Annotated in this window: 18 protein-coding genes and 4 pseudogenes; 11 read left to right on the forward strand and 11 right to left on the reverse strand. The window is 68.5% G+C overall.

What is annotated here, in order from left to right; translation table 11 throughout:
- Positions 1-2 precede the first annotated feature (2 nt).
- Positions 3-596 carry an alkaline shock response membrane anchor protein AmaP gene (gene amaP / locus ACZ7EG_RS12635; protein WP_471076236.1) on the forward strand — a complete coding sequence of 198 codons (594 nt, stop codon included), beginning with the start codon at positions 3-5 and terminating at the stop codon, positions 594-596.
- A 36-nt stretch (positions 597-632) separates the two neighbouring features.
- Here the strand turns inward: amaP and ACZ7EG_RS12640 are convergent, their stop codons facing one another.
- From ACZ7EG_RS12640 to ACZ7EG_RS12665, 6 genes are all read right to left on the reverse strand, one after another.
- The gene (locus tag ACZ7EG_RS12640) at positions 633-1676 is read right to left on the reverse strand and encodes a fatty acid desaturase family protein (protein WP_471076239.1); all 1044 of its coding nucleotides are present in this window, start codon (positions 1674-1676) and stop codon (positions 633-635) included.
- 314 nt (positions 1677-1990) lie between these two features.
- The gene (locus ACZ7EG_RS12645) at positions 1991-2362 is read right to left on the reverse strand and encodes a low affinity iron permease family protein (RefSeq protein ID WP_471076242.1); all 372 of its coding nucleotides are present in this window, start codon (positions 2360-2362) and stop codon (positions 1991-1993) included.
- Positions 2363-2713: 351 nt separating this feature from the next.
- Positions 2714-3532, reverse strand: a complete 819-nt coding sequence (locus ACZ7EG_RS12650; RefSeq protein WP_471076245.1) for an ABC transporter permease — start codon at positions 3530-3532, stop codon at positions 2714-2716.
- The gene (locus ACZ7EG_RS12655; protein WP_471077069.1) at positions 3529-4515 is read right to left on the reverse strand and encodes an ATP-binding cassette domain-containing protein; all 987 of its coding nucleotides are present in this window, start codon (positions 4513-4515) and stop codon (positions 3529-3531) included. Before ACZ7EG_RS12655 ends, ACZ7EG_RS12650 begins: the two co-directional genes overlap by 4 nt.
- Positions 4516-4590: 75 nt before the next feature.
- Positions 4591-5439 (reverse strand): DUF4097 family beta strand repeat-containing protein, encoded by an 849-nt coding sequence (locus ACZ7EG_RS12660; RefSeq protein ID WP_471076248.1) that lies wholly within the window; start codon positions 5437-5439, stop codon positions 4591-4593.
- An 80-nt stretch (positions 5440-5519) separates the two neighbouring features.
- Positions 5520-6038: a hypothetical protein gene (locus ACZ7EG_RS12665; protein WP_471076251.1), complete on the reverse strand. Its 519-nt coding sequence runs from the start codon at positions 6036-6038 to the stop codon at positions 5520-5522.
- 608 nt (positions 6039-6646) lie between these two features.
- On the opposite strand from ACZ7EG_RS12665, the gene ACZ7EG_RS12670 reads away from it, so the two are divergent.
- Complete coding sequence (locus ACZ7EG_RS12670; RefSeq protein ID WP_471076254.1) at positions 6647-7168, forward strand: GtrA domain-containing protein; 522 nt, start codon at positions 6647-6649, stop codon at positions 7166-7168.
- Between the two features lie 45 nt (positions 7169-7213).
- On the opposite strand, the gene ACZ7EG_RS12675 is transcribed toward ACZ7EG_RS12670, so the two are convergent.
- Positions 7214-8731, reverse strand: a complete 1518-nt coding sequence (locus ACZ7EG_RS12675) for an FAD-dependent monooxygenase (RefSeq protein WP_471076257.1) — start codon at positions 8729-8731, stop codon at positions 7214-7216.
- Between the two features lie 127 nt (positions 8732-8858).
- Between ACZ7EG_RS12675 and ACZ7EG_RS12680 the strand changes: the two genes are divergently transcribed.
- The 3 genes and pseudogenes from ACZ7EG_RS12680 to ACZ7EG_RS12690 all read left to right on the forward strand — a co-directional run.
- Positions 8859-9512: a TetR/AcrR family transcriptional regulator C-terminal domain-containing protein gene (locus tag ACZ7EG_RS12680; protein WP_471076260.1), complete on the forward strand. Its 654-nt coding sequence runs from the start codon at positions 8859-8861 to the stop codon at positions 9510-9512.
- Positions 9513-9562: 50 nt separating this feature from the next.
- Positions 9563-9784: pseudogene (locus ACZ7EG_RS12685) on the forward strand (SDR family oxidoreductase); the annotation flags it as partial.
- 28 nt (positions 9785-9812) lie between these two features.
- Positions 9813-9989 (forward strand): annotated as a pseudogene (locus ACZ7EG_RS12690) (IS1182 family transposase); the annotation flags it as partial.
- 118 nt (positions 9990-10107) lie between these two features.
- On the opposite strand, the gene ACZ7EG_RS12695 reads toward ACZ7EG_RS12690, so the two are convergent.
- Positions 10108-10977 carry an alpha/beta fold hydrolase gene (locus tag ACZ7EG_RS12695; protein ID WP_471076263.1) on the reverse strand — a complete coding sequence of 290 codons (870 nt, stop codon included), beginning with the start codon at positions 10975-10977 and terminating at the stop codon, positions 10108-10110.
- Between the two features lie 374 nt (positions 10978-11351).
- On the opposite strand from ACZ7EG_RS12695, the pseudogene ACZ7EG_RS12700 reads away from it, so the two are divergent.
- From ACZ7EG_RS12700 to ACZ7EG_RS12710, 3 genes and pseudogenes are all read left to right on the forward strand, one after another.
- A pseudogene (locus ACZ7EG_RS12700) lies at positions 11352-11821 on the forward strand (tyrosine-type recombinase/integrase); the annotation flags it as partial.
- A 129-nt stretch (positions 11822-11950) separates the two neighbouring features.
- Complete coding sequence (locus tag ACZ7EG_RS12705) at positions 11951-12217, forward strand: ribbon-helix-helix domain-containing protein (protein ID WP_471076266.1); 267 nt, start codon at positions 11951-11953, stop codon at positions 12215-12217.
- The gene (locus ACZ7EG_RS12710; RefSeq protein WP_471076269.1) at positions 12214-12657 is read left to right on the forward strand and encodes a PIN domain-containing protein; all 444 of its coding nucleotides are present in this window, start codon (positions 12214-12216) and stop codon (positions 12655-12657) included. Before ACZ7EG_RS12705 ends, ACZ7EG_RS12710 begins: the two co-directional genes overlap by 4 nt.
- Positions 12658-12856: 199 nt before the next feature.
- On the opposite strand, the gene ACZ7EG_RS12715 is transcribed toward ACZ7EG_RS12710, so the two are convergent.
- From ACZ7EG_RS12715 to ACZ7EG_RS12725, 3 genes and pseudogenes are all read right to left on the reverse strand, one after another.
- The gene (locus tag ACZ7EG_RS12715; RefSeq protein WP_471076272.1) at positions 12857-13360 is read right to left on the reverse strand and encodes an IS5 family transposase; all 504 of its coding nucleotides are present in this window, start codon (positions 13358-13360) and stop codon (positions 12857-12859) included.
- Positions 13264-13506 (reverse strand): annotated as a pseudogene (locus tag ACZ7EG_RS12720) (IS5/IS1182 family transposase); the annotation flags it as partial. The gene ACZ7EG_RS12715 and the pseudogene ACZ7EG_RS12720, both read right to left, overlap by 97 nt.
- Positions 13507-13573: 67 nt before the next feature.
- The gene (locus ACZ7EG_RS12725) at positions 13574-14008 is read right to left on the reverse strand and encodes an Rrf2 family transcriptional regulator (protein WP_388246105.1); all 435 of its coding nucleotides are present in this window, start codon (positions 14006-14008) and stop codon (positions 13574-13576) included.
- Between the two features lie 124 nt (positions 14009-14132).
- On the opposite strand from ACZ7EG_RS12725, the gene ACZ7EG_RS12730 reads away from it, so the two are divergent.
- The 3 genes from ACZ7EG_RS12730 to ACZ7EG_RS12740 all read left to right on the forward strand — a co-directional run bounded on the left by ACZ7EG_RS12730 (position 14133) and on the right by ACZ7EG_RS12740 (position 16896).
- Positions 14133-14882, forward strand: a complete 750-nt coding sequence (locus ACZ7EG_RS12730; protein WP_471076276.1) for an SDR family NAD(P)-dependent oxidoreductase — start codon at positions 14133-14135, stop codon at positions 14880-14882.
- A 725-nt stretch (positions 14883-15607) separates the two neighbouring features.
- Entirely contained in the window at positions 15608-15991 is a 384-nt protein-coding gene (locus ACZ7EG_RS12735; protein ID WP_471076279.1) for a lactococcin 972 family bacteriocin, read from the forward strand.
- Positions 15992-16290: 299 nt separating this feature from the next.
- Positions 16291-16896: a DUF6518 family protein gene (locus ACZ7EG_RS12740; protein ID WP_471076282.1), complete on the forward strand. Its 606-nt coding sequence runs from the start codon at positions 16291-16293 to the stop codon at positions 16894-16896.
- The last annotated feature ends 2 nt before the right edge of the window (positions 16897-16898 follow it).

Consider the following 16898-nt stretch of genomic DNA (forward strand, 5'->3'; position numbering starts at 1 on the left):
CGGTGCTCACGAAAACGAACCGGGTGCTGCTGGGACTGCTCGGCCTTGGGCTGTTCGCCCTGGGAGGCGGTGTGCTGCTGGGCGGGCTGGATCTGCAGCGCCGCTGGGGTTTCGACGTGCCGGGCTGGTGGCCCTTCCGTGGGCCGGACGATGTGGTGCTGGGCACCGAGGGACGCACCCGGTGGCGGGAGGAAGGCTGGTGGTGGCCGACCGTCATCGCCGTGCTCGCCGTGCTGCTGGCCCTGCTGCTGTGGTGGCTCCTCGCACAGCGCAGACACCGCCCGCGCCAGATCCTCGTCGACAGCGACGACGGCACGGCCGCCTACCTCGACGGCCGCACGCTGGAGGACGTCATCGAGGAAGAGGCGCAGGCCCTGGACGGGGTAGCGCGGGCGCATGTACGGCTGACAGGCCGACGTACCGCTCCGGCCGCACGTGTGCGGCTGTTGCTGGAGCCTCACGCGGACCCGGAGCGGGTTCTGGGGCAACTGAGCCGGGACACGCTCGCGCACGCACGAGACTCGGCCGGCCTGGACCGCCTCCCGTCGAAGGTCAGGCTCAGGGAAGCCCGCCACCGCGCCGACCGCGTCGCCTGAAGTCCACGTTCTCGGGTTCTTCCTCCTGCCCGGTCCCTACGCGGGGGCCGGGGCGTTGCGGAGCGGAGCTCCGGCCTCATGGAGGCTGGCGAGGGCCAGCCGGTAGGAGGTGATCAGCCCCGTCTCCACGTAGTCCACACCCAGGTCCTCGCAGTAGCGCCGGACGATGGTCCGGGCCTTGCGCAGGTTGGGGCTGGGCATGCTGGGGAACAGGTGATGCTCGATCTGGTGGTTCAGCCCGCCCAGTGCGATGTCGGTGAGCCGACCGCCGCGCACGTTGCGTGAGGTGAGCACCTGGCGGCGGAGGAAGTCCGGGCGGTCTTTGCCTTTCAGGATCGGCATGCCCTTGTGGTTGGGCGCGAAGAGGGAGCCCAGATAGACGCCGAACAGGCACTGGTGGACGACGAGGAAGGCGATCGCCATGCCGGGCGGCAGCAGCCAGAGCAGGGCGGTCAGGTAGACCGCGAAGTGCGCGAACAGCAGGGCGCCGTCGAGTGTCCGGTGCTTGAGCGAGCGATTGGCCAGCGCCTTCACGCTCGACACGTGCAGGTTGAAGCCCTCCAGTGTGAGGAGCGGAAAGAACAGGAAGGCCTGCCGGCGGCCGATCAGGCGGGAGAGCCCCTTGGCGGCCCGGGCCTGATCCTGGGACCAGACCAGCAGGTCGGGGTCGAGGTCGGGGTCGAGTTCCTCATGGTTGGGGTTGGCGTGGTGGCGGGTGTGCTTGTCCTGCCACCACCCGTAGCTCATCCCGATACAGGCACCGGCGATCCGTCCGGACACCTCGCTGGCCCGGCGTCGGCGGAACACCTGACGGTGGGCTGCGTCGTGGGCGAGCAGGGCGACCTGACCGAAGACGACGGCCAGGAAGCCGGCCACCGCCAGAATCCACCAGCTGTCGCCGATGAGCGCGACAGCGGCCCACGCACCGACGTAGAGCCCGGCCACCACGGTGATCCGCAGTGCGTAATAGCCGGGACGGCGCCCCATCAGTCCGGCATCAGCGATCTTCCTCGACAGTCGGGCGAAGTCACTGCCGGACGCCTCCGAGGGCGGGGGGCGGACCGTGGAATGCGTGGTCATGATGCTGTAACTCTCCCTGGAGGAGGCCGATGGCTCGGCGCCGTCCCGGGAGCCGCTGAGACCGGGCCGCACATAGGGATGCGCTTTCTCCAGTGCGAGAAGCGCATCGCGCGACCGCGGAGCAAGGACGACTCTGCTTCGTCAGCCAACGGCCGCGCAGGCCCTCTGTCTGCATGCGGGTTCCCTGCAAGGCAGGTCTCACACCTCGACAGCCGCGACTGTCCGGAGGCGGTGGCTGCCCGGCAAGAGTGGCGGTGCCTGCCGGGCAAGCAGGGGCGGTGGCCTGCCGGGCCAGCATGCGAGAACCGGGCGCATCAGAGGCTCTCTGCCCTGCTGATGGCGGACCGCAGCTTCTGGTGCGCCTCCCCAGGGCCGCCACCCTCCTGCCCTTCCAGCAGAGCGGCTGCGATGGCGTCCAGCTTGCGCTGGACGGCGCGTTCGGCCCGCAGCTCGGAGTTCTTCAGCAGTGCCACCATGAGCAGGGTCACCGCCGACATTGCCTCGCCCACGAAGACAAGCCACGTGATCGGCAAACCGATCACGTGCAACGTGACCGCCGCGGCGACCAGGATCAGGCAGATCCCGAAGAACGCCGCCGAACTGGTGAACCGTGAGGCATTCTCGGCCAGCCTCTCGAACGGCTGGCTCCGGGAGCCTCCGCGGTCGGACGGATGCTTGAGAATCATGCCCATTCTCTACAGCGGACGGTCACATGCCCGAGGGCTGCCACGCCCGGCTGGTGAGCAGTGGTTGCTTCGTGTCGCGTTGTAGAACTCGTCCTTGGTGGCTTCGGTGGCCGGCGGCGGCAAGACGACGACCGAGCCGCCCGGCAGCTTCAGCAGTCCCACGGCCTCTTCCTCACCGGCCAGGACGTGGCGTCTGAACTACTTGCACTCGGCCCCACGGCTTGAAGACCGACAGCACCCATCGCGAAACTCAGCAGCGCCATGGCGGTGGCGGCGAGGAACGCGACGAACCAGATGTCCCGCAACGGTTGTTCGCCCGTGGCGAGTTCGGTGATGCCTGTTTCCGCGCGGTCACTGCGGGTCGCGGTTGAACACCGCCTTCGACCAGCGGTAGCCGAGCCCCGCGAGGCCCAGGCACCAAACGATGGTGATCCACCAGTTGCCGCCGATCTCGGTGCCGAGAAGCAGCCCGCGCAGGGTCTCGATGGCGGGAGTGAACGGCTGGTACTTCGCGATCGGCTGGAACCAGCCCGGCATTGCGTCAACCGGAACGAAGGCGCTGGAGATGAGCGGCAGGAAGACCAGCGGCAGCGCGTTGTTGCTGGCTGCCTCGGCGCTGGGGCTGACCATGCCCATCCCGACCGCGATCCAGGTGAACGCCAGGGCGAACAGGGCAAGTAGCCCGAACGCTGCGATCCACTCCAGAGCCGTGGCGTCCGTCGAGCGGAAGCCGATGGCCACACCGACGGCGCCGACGAGAACCACGCTGATGACCGACTGCAGCACGCTGCCGATGACGTGCCCGATGAGCACGGAGCCGCGGTGGATCGCCATGGTGCGGAAGCGGGCGGTGATGCCCTCGGTCATGTCCATGGAAACGGACACCGCGGTGCCGACCAGGGTGCCACCGATGGTCATCAGCAGGATGCCCGGGACGAGATACGCGATGTACTCCGAGCGATCGGCGCCGCCACCGCCGATGCCCGCGCTCATCACGTCGCCGAAGACGTAGACGAACAGCAGCAGCAGGACGATCGGCGTGAGCAGCAGGTTCAGGGTGAGGGACGGGTAGCGGCGCGCGTGCAGCAGGTTGCGGCGCAGCATCGTGCTCGAGTCCCGCACGGCGAGCGAGATCCGGGCCGGGTGGGCGGGAGTCAGGGGGGAGCTCATCGGACAGCCTCACCTTTCTTGTCGGTTCGGTCGGTGCCGCCGGTCAGGGCGAAGAACACGTCGTCGAGGTCGGGGGAGTGCATGGTCAGCTCGTCGGCCTCCACACCGGCGGAGTCCAGCCGGTCGAGGAGGGAACGCAGCTCGCGCTGGCTGCCGTCGCTGGGGATCTGCAGCGCCAGCGCCTCGTCGTCCCGGGTGGCCTCGCGTAGCGCGGAGGCGGCTCTCCGGTACGCGGACGGATCGGTGAAGCGGAGCCGGACATGCCCGCCGGGGATCAGCCGCTTCAGCTCGTCGGCGGTGCCCTCGGCGGCGATCTTGCCGTCGTGCAGCACCGCGATGCGGTCGGCGAGCTGGTCGGCCTCCTCCAGGTACTGGGTGGTGAGGAAGACGGTGACGCCGTCGGAGACGAGTTCGCGGATGATCTGCCACATGTTGTGGCGGGAGCGCGGGTCGAGGCCGGTGGTCGGCTCGTCGAGGAAGATGATCCGCGGCTTGCCGACCAGCGTCATGGCGATGTCCAGGCGGCGCTTCATCCCGCCGGAGTAGGTGGAGGCGGGCTTCTTCGCGGCCTCGGTGAGGTCGAAGCGCTCCAGCAGTTCGGCGGTGACCTGCCGCCCTTCGCGCTTGGACAGGTGGTGCAGGTCCGCCATGAGGAGCATGTTCTCCTCGCCGGTGATCAGCCCGTCGACGGCGGAGAACTGCCCGGTGACACCGATCGCGGCACGCACGCTGTCCGGTGACGTGGCGACGTCGTGGCCCGCGACCCGGGCCTGTCCGCCGTCGGCGGTGATGAGCGTGGAAAGGATCTTCACGGCGGTGGTCTTGCCGGCGCCGTTGGGCCCGAGCAGCGCGAACACGGACCCGGGAGGGATGCGCAGATCGATGCCGTCGAGGACGGTCTTGTCGCCGTACGACTTGCGCAGACCGACGGTGGAGACGGCCGCCGGCGACTGCGGACCGTCGCCTCGCCTGGGCGTGGGCATGACAGATATGGGCATGGGGCCCTCCGATCGAAGGCTGAAGTGATGAGGGGAAGGAGCCGGCTGACGATGCGGTGCTCAGGCCCTGGCGCGGCGGACGTCGATGTTGCCGTACTTTGTGCGGGCGCGGACCTTGACCGTGTCCTCGGTCTGCTCCGGGCTCTCGGAGGCGGTGAGCGTGTTGCGCACCTGGCCCAAGCCGGAGCTGACGTCGAGCCAGGCGGCCGTGCCCTCGCGGACGCCGATGTCGATGGCGCCGTGATTGGTCTCCAACTGGACGGTGCCACGTGCCACTTCGCCCACCCGCAAGGTGCCGTGGGCGGTGGTGGCGGTGACCGAGTCCTCGGCCCGCCGGATCTCGATGTCGCCGTTGGCGCCGCTCACCCGCAGCTCGCCGATCGCGGCGTCGACCGTCGTGGTGCCGTGCGAGTTCTTCAGGACGGCGGGGCCGTCGAGGAGGCCGACGCGCAGGCTGCCCGAGCTGGTGGTGATCTCGGCCCGGCCCGCGACCCGGTCCACGGTGATCGAGCCGTGCGACGCGGTCAGCTGGAGCGGGCCCGTCGTGTCGAGGCGGACGTCGCCGGACGAGGTCTTCACGTGGACCTCGCCCAGCCGCCCCTCGCCCAGTACCTGGGCCCAGGCGCCTGTCATGTCGATGCGCGAGTCCGCGGGCAATTCGACCGTCACGTCGACGGTGCCGGTGCGGCCGAGCCCGAGCAGATTGCCCTTGGGCGTCCTGACGGTCAGTACGCCGCCCGTGTACGTGACCTCGGTCTGCTCGGCCGCCCGTGCGTCCAGGTCCTTCTTCGGGTCGCGGGGCCGTACCTCGACGACGGTGTCGAGGCGGTCATCCGCGGTGAACTGGATGGAACCGGCCTCCACGCGCGCCGTGACCGAGATCGCTTCGGGAGTGTCGAAAGAAGGCATGGCTGTCCCGTTCTCTTGGGTCTTTGGGTCGTCCCCGCTGGTGGGGCGTGGTGTGGGTGAAGTGGCGTTGACGGGCGCGGCTAGCGCACCCAGCCCGTGAAGCTCTGTCCGACGGTCTGGGCCTTCTCCGGCGTGCGCGGCCGGGTGCCGCCGTCGACCGCTGCCGACACGGCGCGCACCAGCCACGCGTTGACCGACAGGCCCTCGCGGGTCGCGGCCTCCTCGGCGCGAGTCTTGAGGTGGGCCGGCAGACGCAGGTTGACGCGGGCGGTGGCCCCGTCGTCGCCGTCGGCCGGGGCCGGGGCCCTGAACGGTTCGGCGGGTGCGGCCGGCTCCGCGGGGGCGCCGCCGTAGGTGGGCGGCGGTGTCACCACGAAGTCGGGGTCGAGCCCGCGCAACCGTACGTCGACCGAGCCGGGGGCGAGTTCACGGGTGATCTCGCCCATCGCGGCGGAGAGCACGTTGAGCAGGGTCAGCCGGGTCGCCGACTCCAGGGGAGCGGTGAGCCTCGCGGCCAGCTCGCGGGCTTCGTCGCCGCCGGCTTCGGCGGCCACCGCGAGTTCGCGGCGGAGGGAGTCGACATACGGTGTGAGGTCCATGACGCCATGATGACACCATGGTGGCGCCACTTGCAAGCTTGAATGGCGCTCTAACGGGGTGGGCTTGAGATAGTGCGGCCTGAGCTGCGGGAACGTGAAAGGGGCGACCTGAGTCATTGTGGCGCCCTGCGTGCTCGCGCGTTTTCGGGAGCGCGGAATGGCGACAGGCGGCGCGCCGTTCGACATCACCTGACGTCCCGTGCGGCGTCAGGTGGTGTCGCGAGAGGCGACCTGCCCCAGCCTCTCGGTCCATGCCGGGCCGAGCCCAGGTTGCGAAGTCGGTGACCTCGGGCGCTCCAGCTGGTCGCCGACCTGGCGCCGGGGTCGGCCGGGGCAAGTCTTTCAAGTGTTCCGGACCGACGTCAGTCGCCGCTGATGCAGACGGCGGTGCCTTTGGTGCCTGGCGTGGCATGTGCCGCTGCCGGCGCGCATGGACGTGTTGGACCGCTGACCTGAAGGTTCGCAGATCCGTTCACATGAGGGAGCCATTTTGGACTCGCGATGGTGCCATTGATGTGCCATAGTGACACCATCAATGGCGCACCCCCCGGTCTCGCAGGGCCGAGGGGTGCGCGTTTCGCGGAGTGAGCCATCGAAGGGGTCGGATCGTGGAGACAGCACACAGCCAGGAGCAGGCGTCGCCCGGCGCCTTCACCGCCTTCGCCCGCTTCGTGCTCTTCGGCGGTGGGGTGGGGCTCGCCTCCAGCTTCGCCGTGGCGGCCCTCGCTTCCTGGATTCCCTGGGTTCTGGCGAACGCCCTGATCACCGTGGTCTCCACGGTCCTCGCCACCGAGCTGCACGCCCGGTTCACCTTCGCGGGCGAGCGCGCGACCTGGCGCCAGCATGCGCAGTCGGCCGGGTCCGCAGCGATCGCGTACGCGGTTACCTGTGTGGCGATGCTGGTCCTGCAGCAGCTGGTGGCGTCGCCCGGTGCCGTGCTCGAGCAGGTCGTCTACCTGTCCGCCTCCGCACTCGCCGGTGTCGCGCGGTTCACGGTGCTGCGCCTCGTCGTCTTCGCGCGGAACCGCTCGCAGGCCGCTTCCACCGTTCGCACCGCCCGTCCCGTGCACGCGACCGTGGCCCGCACCGTGGCCCCGGCCGGCTCCGCGGTGCTCTGCTACGCCGCCTGACCGGTTCCGATGGGCGGCGTGCCGCAGCAAGCTTCTCGCCTCGGTTCAGTCGGCCGTGGCCGGGCCGAACCAGGCGGTGAGGGCGGTCCGGAGGGCGACGGGGTCGGGGGTGGCGCCGGCGTGTGCGGTCCAGGCGACGTGGCCGTCGGGGCGGATGAGGAGCGCGGCGGGGGCGGGGGTCTCGTCGACCGGCCAGACGGGCCAGTGGTCGGCCGTGGACCGGGCCTCGACGAGGTCGACGCGATCGGCCCAGCTCTCGGCCGTGGCCGCCAGTGCGGTGTCACCGCGGAGGTCGAGCAGCACGGGGCGCGCGGTGCGCAGCAGTTCGAAGACGCGACGCCGGCCGTCACCGGTCTTCAGATCGACGTCGGGGACCCGGCGGCCGGTCAGCGGGTGGTCGTCGCTCATGGGGTAGCGGAGGTCCAGCGCGGTGATCATGCCACCCAGGTGCCGGTTGACCTCGTCGTACTCGATGAGCGAACGGAGTACGTCGCGCAGCGCGTCGGTCTGCGGGCCCGGACGCGTCAGCGCCGCCTGTGCCCGGGTGTTGTGCAGCACCCGTTCCGCGACGGGATACCGCTCGGCGTGGTAGCTGTCCAGCAGGATCTCCGGCGCCCGGCCGTGCACCACCGAGGCGAGTTTCCAGCCGAGGTTGACCGCGTCCTGGACCCCCAGATTCAGTCCCTGGCCACCTGCCGGGAAGTGGATGTGCGCCGCGTCGCCCGCCAGCAGCACCCGGCCTTCCCGGTACCGCTCGGCCTGCCGGGCCGCGTCGCCGAACCGGGAGATCCAACGGGGGCTGTGCATACCGAAGTCGGTGCCCGCGATCCTCAGCAGTGACTCCCGCAGCTCCGCGAACGTCACCGGTTCCCTCTGGCCGGCGACACGGCCGTACTCCGTGGTGATCACCCGGTACCAGCCCGGCTCAAAGGCGAACACCGAGAAGTCACCGGCCGGTCGCCGCTGCATGAAGAGCGATTCGGCGGGCGGATCGGCGAGTTCGACGTCGCCGAGCAGCGCGGTCACTGTCGCCGGGGTGCCCGGGAAGCCGATGCCGGCGAGCTTGCGCACCGCGCTGCGCCCGCCGTCGCAGCCCACGAGATAGCGGGCGCGCAGTGTCGAACGTAAGCCCTCCGGTCCGCCCACTTCGACCTCGACATCGGAGTCGTGCTGTCGGATCCCGGTCACCTCGGACGACCAGCGCACCCGTACACCGAGCTCGGTGGCCCACTCCTCGAGCAACCGCTCGATGTGGGACTGCAGGAGCACCAGCGACCGGGGATGCCTGGTCTCGAACTGGTCGAAGTCCAGCCACAGCCCCGAGAAGTGCCCTATCGGGCGCGGTGTGCCGGCCGCCAGGAAGCGGTCCAGGACGCCCCGCTGGTCCAGCACTTCCATGGTCCGGGCGTGCATCCCGCCGGCCCGCGACTCACCGGTCCGCGCGGCGAGCCGGTCGGCCACCACCACGTCGACCCCCGCCAGCCGTAGTTCGCAGGCGAGCATCAGGCCCGTCGGCCCGGCGCCCGCGATCACCACATCCGTGTCCGTCTTTGTGTCGGTCATCTGCGTTTCCCCCTGTTCCGGTTCGGCTTCCAGCCCGCCGTATCTAACGGCGTTAGAGGCTCTAACGCCGTTAGAGAGTGTCTCTAACGGTGTTAGGGTGTCAAGTGCCCGGGAAGGAGGGAGCGGGATGAAGATCAACTCCGAGGTGATCGCCCGGACGGCGTTGCGACTGCTCGACGACGTCGGCCTCGACGGGCTCACCATGCGCCTCATCGCCCAGGACCTCGGCGTACGAGCCCCCACCCTCTACTGGCACATCAAGAACAAGCAGGAGCTGCTCGACGCCATGGCCACCCTGGTGTACGTCGAGGCGGCCGAGAGGCTGGAGCCACCCCGTGACGGCTCCTCCTGGGAGGACTGGCTCGCCGACTGGGCCCGCCACCTGCGTCAGGCGATGCTGAGCCATCGGGACGGAGCACGCGTCCTCGCCGGCACCTACGTGAACCACGAGACCGTGCACCGGGCGGTGGAGCTGAACCTGCGAACCCTGCGGGATGCCGGCTTCACCCTCAGCGAGGCGGCACGCGGTTTCCCGGCGGTCCTGCACTACACCATCGGCCACACCATCGAGGAGCAGGCCCACACCAGCGCGGCGTACGGCGACGACAACCCCTACGCCCCCGAACGGCTCGCCGCGATGATCGATGCCGAACGCTTCCCCCTCACCGCCCAGGCGTCGAGCGACCTGCTCGGCATGGACGGCGACGTCGGCTTCGAATACGGGCTTCGCATCGTCGTTCTCGGTCTGCGCGCCGCCAGGGAGGAGCGGGAGCGCGGCTGACCTGGGGTGGGCGACGGCTTTGACCTGCGTAAATACCTTCCTTGGGTCACATCCGTATCAACGCGGTCAGCCCGGGCGCCTCCGCCGCCCCGATGTCGCTGCGGCCCGGCGAGACCGAGGCCGACCGCGCCGAGCGGGTGAAGACGGAGAACCCGCTGGGCCGGATTGCGGAGGCCGAAGAAGTGGCGGCCGGGGTGCTCTACCTCGCCTCGCCCTCGGCCGGCGCGGTGGTTGGCACCGACCTGGTCGTCGACAGCGGATCATCGGCCTGACGGTTCGCAGGCTGGAGCGAAACCGCAGTTGTCGTTGCACGCCAGAGTGATCGACGGAGTTCCGGAGGAGACGGCCCGGGTGGCACGGGCTGCGTTTCCGAGGGGCAGCCTGGCAATGCGGATCCGTGACCAGCTGGACGAGCTGTTCCTGGAGGAGGACTTCGCCGGCCTGTATCCGAGCAGGGGGAAGCCGCCGTGGTCGCCCGGAAGGCCGGCAAGCCGGCACCGGCACATCTCATCTGGCAGCCCTGCGGCCGGCTGGAGAGAACTCGTGCGCTGAGCACTCCCCTGCGTTGTTCTGCGGGAGGCGGCCCAGAGGTCTCTTACTCAGGCCGTCCGGCGAAGAAGCCCGCAAGGGAGGACGCGAGCGCTTCTGGAGCCTCTTCGGCGACGTGGTGCCCGGAGTCGATGCCGTGGCCGCGTACGTCCGGTGCCCACTGCCGCCAGATCTTCACCGGGTCCCCGTACAGGTCCTCGAGGTCGTCCCGGAGCGACCACAGGATCAGTGCCGGGCACTGGATCTGTGTCCCGGCGGCGCGGTCGTCCTCCTCGTGCCGCCGGTCGACGGTGAGGCCGGCCCGGTAGTCCTCCAGCATCGCCCGCACTACGTCGGGGTTTCTCGTGGCCGCGCGCCACTCGTCGTAATTCTCCTGCCCCATGCTCTGGGGATCACCGTGGTACCAGCTGTCCGGATCGGCGTTGATGACCCGCTCGGGAATATCCGGCTGGGCGAAGAAGAACCAGTGCCACCACTGCGTGGCGAAGTCGACCGTGATGCGGGACAGGTGCTCGGTGAGGGGCAGACAGTCGATCAGCGCCACCCGCGAGACCACGTCGGGATGATCGAGCGCGAGACGCAGCGCGACACTGCCTCCGCGGTCGTGCCCGGCGAGCGCGAACCGGGAATGGCCGAGGGAGCGCATCACCTCGACGACGTCACCGGCGACGGCCCGCTTGGAGTACCCGGCGTGGTCCGCGGTAGGCGCCGGGCCGGTGGACCGGCCGTACCCGCGAAGGTCGGGACAGACCACGGTGAAACCCTGCCGGACGAGGAGCGGGGCGACGCGATGCCAGGTCGCAGATGTCCGGGGGTGGCCGTGCAGCAGCACCACCGGCGGCCCTTCCCCGCCGAAGCGAATGAAAATCGATGCTTCATCGACTTGAACCCGCCTGGTCTCAAAGCCCTCGAACAAGATCCGAGCCTCCCGCCCTCGTTGACACACCGCCCACGGCATCTATCGGCCCGGGACAACCCCGCACTCGCCCACGAGGACCACCGGGCCAACCGGCTGCACAAACTGGCACCCTCCCGACGAGTGCCAACCCGACATAGCCTTCCCCCGCGGGTGCCGTGGACACGACTGCCTGATTCGCCCCCGCCGACGGAACTCGCCATGTCGGCCTCCCTCGGCGCGTACGGTCCGATGCGGCCGGAAGAGCCGGCCGGCCTTCGCCGCAGGGACATCGACCTCGACAACCTGCGCGTCTGAGTCCGCCTCGCCGAGCCGGAGCGTATGAACTCGCCGAGCCGGAGCGTATGAACTCGCCGAGCCGGAGCGTATGAAAGGGGCGCCGCGTCCAGGGCGACACCAAGTCCGGGGCGGGCACTGTGATTCTTCCCGCCTTCCTCCGCCGCGAGCACCGTTGGCGCCTGGAGTCGTACGCCGAGCCGGGCCGCGATGGGCTGCTCTCCGTCGGCGGGCAAGGTGCTCCCTTCCGCCGCGGCACCTTCGGCCGGAAGGTGCGGAAGGTGCGGGAGATCGTCGGCATGCCCGAGTGCTTCCGGTTCTACGACCTTGCGTCACCGGTCAAACGCTGTCCACGCGCTCCGGTGCCACCCTCAAGGACACGATGGTCCGTGCCGGGCGGTCCTCCGAGAAGGCCGCGCTGATCTGCCGGCACCGCGATGACGAGCGCCGGCAGGAAGGTGCTGCGGTGCCAGAAGAGCCAGCCGCCGACCCCGGCGATCAGCGTTCTGGCACGGCTCTGACACCGCCGACTGAGCACAGTGGACAGCAAAACGGCCCAGGTTTTTGACCTGGGCCTGCCCAGGAACACCCTGGCACCCGGACAGGGCCTGTGAGGTCGGCTCGGCTGGTCCTCCGCGACGGAACATGGGGAAGTGCGCCGGATACACCAATCCGGTACATGGACTACTCTTGGTACATGCCCATGAAGCGCACCAACGTCTACGCCGACCCCGAGGACCTGGCGATCATCAAGGAGGCCGCCAAGCGCCGGGGTATAAGCGAGGCCGAGATCATCCGTCAGGGCATCCACCTCGCGGCCATGGCGAACCGGGTCTGGGACGAGCCGCTGTTCTCCCGCACCTTCGAGGGGCCGGGGCGCACGCCGTCCAAGTCGGAGGTCCGGGACACGGTCGCCGAGGCCGTCCGGCGTGAGACCGACTCTGGCTCCGGATCCGCCGCGTGATCATTGTCATCGCCGACGCGTCCGGCCTTCTGGCGGCCCTGGACTCGGCTCATCCGGAACACCGGGCGGCGAACGAGGCGATCATGGCGGCTGGCCTGCTGGTCATGTCCCCGCTCCTGCTGGCCGAACTGGATCACGTGGCGACGCGTGAGCTCGGCAGGGAGGCTGCCCTCAGCGCGGTCGACGATCTGCGGCGCTGGATGAGCCGGGGTCGTGTCGTCATGCCGGAGATCACGGAGGACCACCTGGGCGCCGCCCAGTCCGTCCGTGTCCGCTACCGCACCCTGGACCTCGACCTCGCCGACGCGGTGAACGTGGCGCTTGCCGCCGACTACGACACGGACGCGATTCTCACCCTCGACCGACGAGACTTCCGAGCCGTACGCCCGTTGGGCCGCTACAAGGCGTTCCGGGTTCTCCCCGACGACTTCCCGCTCTGACACAAGACCCTCGGCGGTCAAATGCCCGCTCCCACAAGGGGCTTGTGCACCGCCCACGATGGAGCACGTGCAGGACGGTTATCGCCCTCATCCGCGGGCAGCGGGCTGAGGGCTCGCCTCCGGCTCATCTACGTGAAAGTTCAGGTCAGCGCCACGCTGTGGCGTGGTTGGGGCACCCTCCCAAGAGCTCGTAACACGATCATGGGTGGGCCTTCTTGAGGCGTCTCCAGCAGATGAGGCTGCAGGCCAACGAGACGAAGGCGTCGTGGAGTTCGGTTCGGCGTTCCCAACGGACGGCAAGGCGTTTGAACTGGTGGAGCAGGGCGAGGGTCTGCTCCACGACGTAACGGAGTTTGCCCAGGCCCTTGATGTTCGGGGCGCCCTTGCGGGAGATGACCGGCAGGATCCGCCGCTTGCGCAACTCCCGGCGGGCGGGGTTGGAGTCGTAGCCCTTGTCACCGAGGAGCGAGTCGGGGCGGCGGCGTGGCCGCCCGGGCCGTCCGGCCACGGGCGGGATGCCATCGACCAGGGCGAGGGTCTGGGTGACGTCGTTGACGTTGGCCGCCGTGGTGATGACCTCGAGCGGGGTGCCGCGTCCGTCGCAGATCAGGTGGTGTTTGCTGCCCGTCTTGCGGCGGTCGACCGGCGACGCACCGGTGTCGGCGCCCCCTTTTTCGCGCGGATGTGGGAGCCGTCCACGCACGCGCGGGACCAGTCGAGTTCGCCGGCCGCGTTCAGCTCGGCGAGCAGGATGCGGTGCAGTTGGTCGAAGACTCCGGCCTGCTGCCAGCGGTCCAGGCGCCGCCAGCAGGTCTGTCCCGAGCCGAATCCCAGCTCCAGCGGCAGGAGTTGCCAGGCTGTTCGCCGGCCTGGGCATGGATGGGGGTCTTGGTGATGTCAGGGCGTAACGGGGAGGCTAGCGAGGTGCCGCGAGTACGTCCCGGAGTACGTTCGCGAGCGTGACGCGGGCCAGCTCGTGTCTCAGGGTCTTCTCGATGCCCTCGTAGATGCTCTGCATCGCCGGCTGGATGCCGTGACCCACCACGCATCCCTGATCCGGGGTGGTGCGGTGCATTGCGAACAGCGGGCCGGGTTCCACTGCCTCGTACACGTCGAGCAGGGTCATCGACTCCAGCTCGCGTGCCAGCGACCAGCCCGCGCCCACGCCCCGCCGGGACTCCACGAGCCCGGCCCTGCGCAGCTCGCCGAGCAGCCGTCTGATCACCACTGGGTTGGTGTTCGCGCTGGTCGCGATCTGCTCGGAGGTGGCCACCTCATGGCCCTGGCGCTGGTAGAGGCCGATCCAGGCCAGCGCGTGGGCGGCGATGGTCAGCCTGCTGTTGGCGCTCATGGACTCCTCCTCTCGGCCGCGACGCTTCATATTACGGCAGTCGTAACAGTGAAGGTTGCAACAGTCTGTCGTAACAATTAACGTTGCGACTGTCGGGAAGGGTCAAATCAACGAGGTGAGAAGAATGAGCAAGCCACTCACGGGCAAAGTCGCCCTGGTCACCGGGGGGTCGCGCGGACTGGGAGCCGCGACCGTACGACTGCTGGCCGAGCAGGGCGCCGACGTCGCCTTCACCTACGTCAGCTCCGAGAAACAGGCGCAGGCCGTCGTCGACGAGGTGCACGGCAAGGGAGCCAAGGCCGTCGCCTTCCAGTCCGACCAGGCGGACACGAGCCGGGCGCCGGTGCTGATCGACGACGTGGTCGCGCACTTCGGCGGCCTGGACATCCTCGTCAACAACGCGGCGATCTCCGTGGCTGGCACGGTGGACGACCCGGATGCCGACACCGCCGCACTGGACCGGATGCACGCCACCAACTACCTTGGCGTGATCGCGGTCATCCGGGCCGCCTCCCGAGTGCTGCGCGCGGGCGGCCGCATCATCACAGTGAGTTCCGGACTGGGCTCCCGGGTCGGCGCCCCCGGCCTTGCCGACTACTCGGCGACCAAGTCCGGGATCGAGAGGTACACCATGGGCGTCGCACGCGACCTGGGGCCCCGGAACATCACGGCCAACGTCGTGGAGGCGGGACTGATGGAGGGCGGCATGCAACCGCCGGACCCCGAGACCCTCAAGGCCCTGGTCAGCTCGCTGTCCCTGCAACGCATGGGGCACCCCGACGAAATCGCCGCGGCGATCGCCTTCCTGGCGAGCCCCGCCGCGTCGTACGTCACGGGCGCAGTGCTGGACGCCCACGGCGGCTACAACGCCTGAACCCGAACCCCTGCCGCGCGCTCCGAAGGACATCGCGCCTTCGGGGCGCGCACCGCCAACGACCCGCGTGTGCGTGGACACGCCTCAAGAAGCCCGGATCGTGATCGTGTTACGAGCTCCAAGGCGCGCGTGCCCTCTGCGTGCCCAATCTCGGCGTGCAGAGGTACGCGCTAAACGCAGCACCAGCTCCCCAAAAGAAACAAGCCCCAGGCCGCTGACCTGGGGCTCCATAAGAGCGGGTGACGAGAATCGAACTCGCGCTCTCAGCTTGGGAAGCTGCGAGCATTCGATGCCTGGCCGGGCAACGACCTGGAGGAACGCCCCCGCTTGCCGCCTCCTCAGGCTGGGCCGCTTTCACCGTGATTCCCCGCTGTTCCCCACACCTTCAGGAAGATTCGCTCTTTCATGGTGAACTCGCAATGAATGGTAATAAACAGGTAGTCCGCGAGCGATCAAATCAGGTCGAAGATCGAGATCAAGTCCTGGATCTTCGTGACTCGCCCCCCTTCCCGGGAGGGCATATTTCCGCTATATCGCTGTGGAAACCGTAGTGCACAGATGGTAAAAGCGCCCAATGTGGGCAAAGTGTGAGTAGTGTTTTTCGGACGCTCCCTTCGAATCTCACTCGCATAGCAGGCTCGCATCACCGATGATCTGCCTTCGTGAGCCCATATGGGAACATCAACGGAGGGGATGTAAAGTTCATGAGGTTCTTGCGTCGATCAATGACTGTGGTCGCTGCGAGCGCAGCTGTTGTCGCTGGCGCTCTCGCTTCGCCGGCCAGCGGCGCAACGCCGCAGCCGCCCAAGGAGCTGGGCGACGTCAAAGAGTGGGGCATGGTCGAGATCAAGGTCGATCCGAATTCTCTGGTGGCCCCGGCGACCACCAAGGACGTGGGCGGCGGCACTTGGACCTACGGTACTGAGCTGGTGGCCGACGGTAAGCGGTGCTACTCGTACTACTTCCACGGTTCGAAGTTGCACAATGCGACCGCCAAGATTGGTAACGGTAGCCTCAAGGTTGGCGAGAAAGCTGGCAAGACGGCCAAGGCTAGCAAGGTCGGAGGCGGCGCCTTCACGTGCTACGCATACTGGGGCGTCACTGACTAGTCCCTAGGGAACACTTCGAATGTCATGCCCTCGGTATCCCCTTCGAGGGTGGTGGACGTTTCAAGGGCCGCAGTGGCGCGCTCGGTTCGACTGCTCGCAGTTTCGGCCGTTCTCCTACCGCCAGGACTAGCAGGGGGCGCTGCGGCCTCTGTTTCTACCTAAACAGCTCAGGTGAGAACGAGGGGAGCCTTGAGAAGGTCATTTCAATGTTCGCCCCAGAAGCACCTGACCGCTGCCCCTAGGGTCTGCTTACGCAAAGGACTCACGCGAATCCCGTGTCCCCTTCACGTTCTGGCGTCATGTCGACTGCAGTCGCCCTATGGGCTGGCGTAGCACTCGGCATTGGCGCCCCGCTCCTTGGGGCGGTCGAAGTTCCTGTAATCAACTCGCTCCACCTTGTCCTGGCGGCAGGCTGGTCCTGGGCCGCCCTGGCCTTCTGCGTGGGCTTCGCGACCAGATCCCGGTTCAGGTCCGCAGTTGCGGCCGCATCCGCCCTCACTGTTGCCGTTATCACCTATTATGTGACCAAACTTGCGCAGGGGGAGTACCGGGAGTGGGTGAACCTGGATGACCCCTCGCAGGGTACACACATCTACTGGGCTGGATTCCTATCGAAGACCTTGTTCTGGGGTGTGGCAGCCGTAATTCTGGGCCTCCTCCTCGGCTTGGCAGGGAACTTGGGGCGGAACGCTGGCCTTCTTGGGCTCGCCTTTCGAGTGCTGATTCCGTTGATAGCGTTAACGGAAACCTCGATGCGCCTCAGTTTCGAGGCCTCTTCCCAGGGCGTAGTCGCCAGCGCGACATGGAATGTCACCCGCCTCGTCGCCGTGGCTGTCATCGTCGTCCTGGCAGTACAAGAGGTTAGGGCAAGGTCGGCTCGTGCTATCCGTCCAGTCCAGCACTGAGC

Source organism: Streptomyces sp. NPDC037100 (assembly GCF_055606225.1).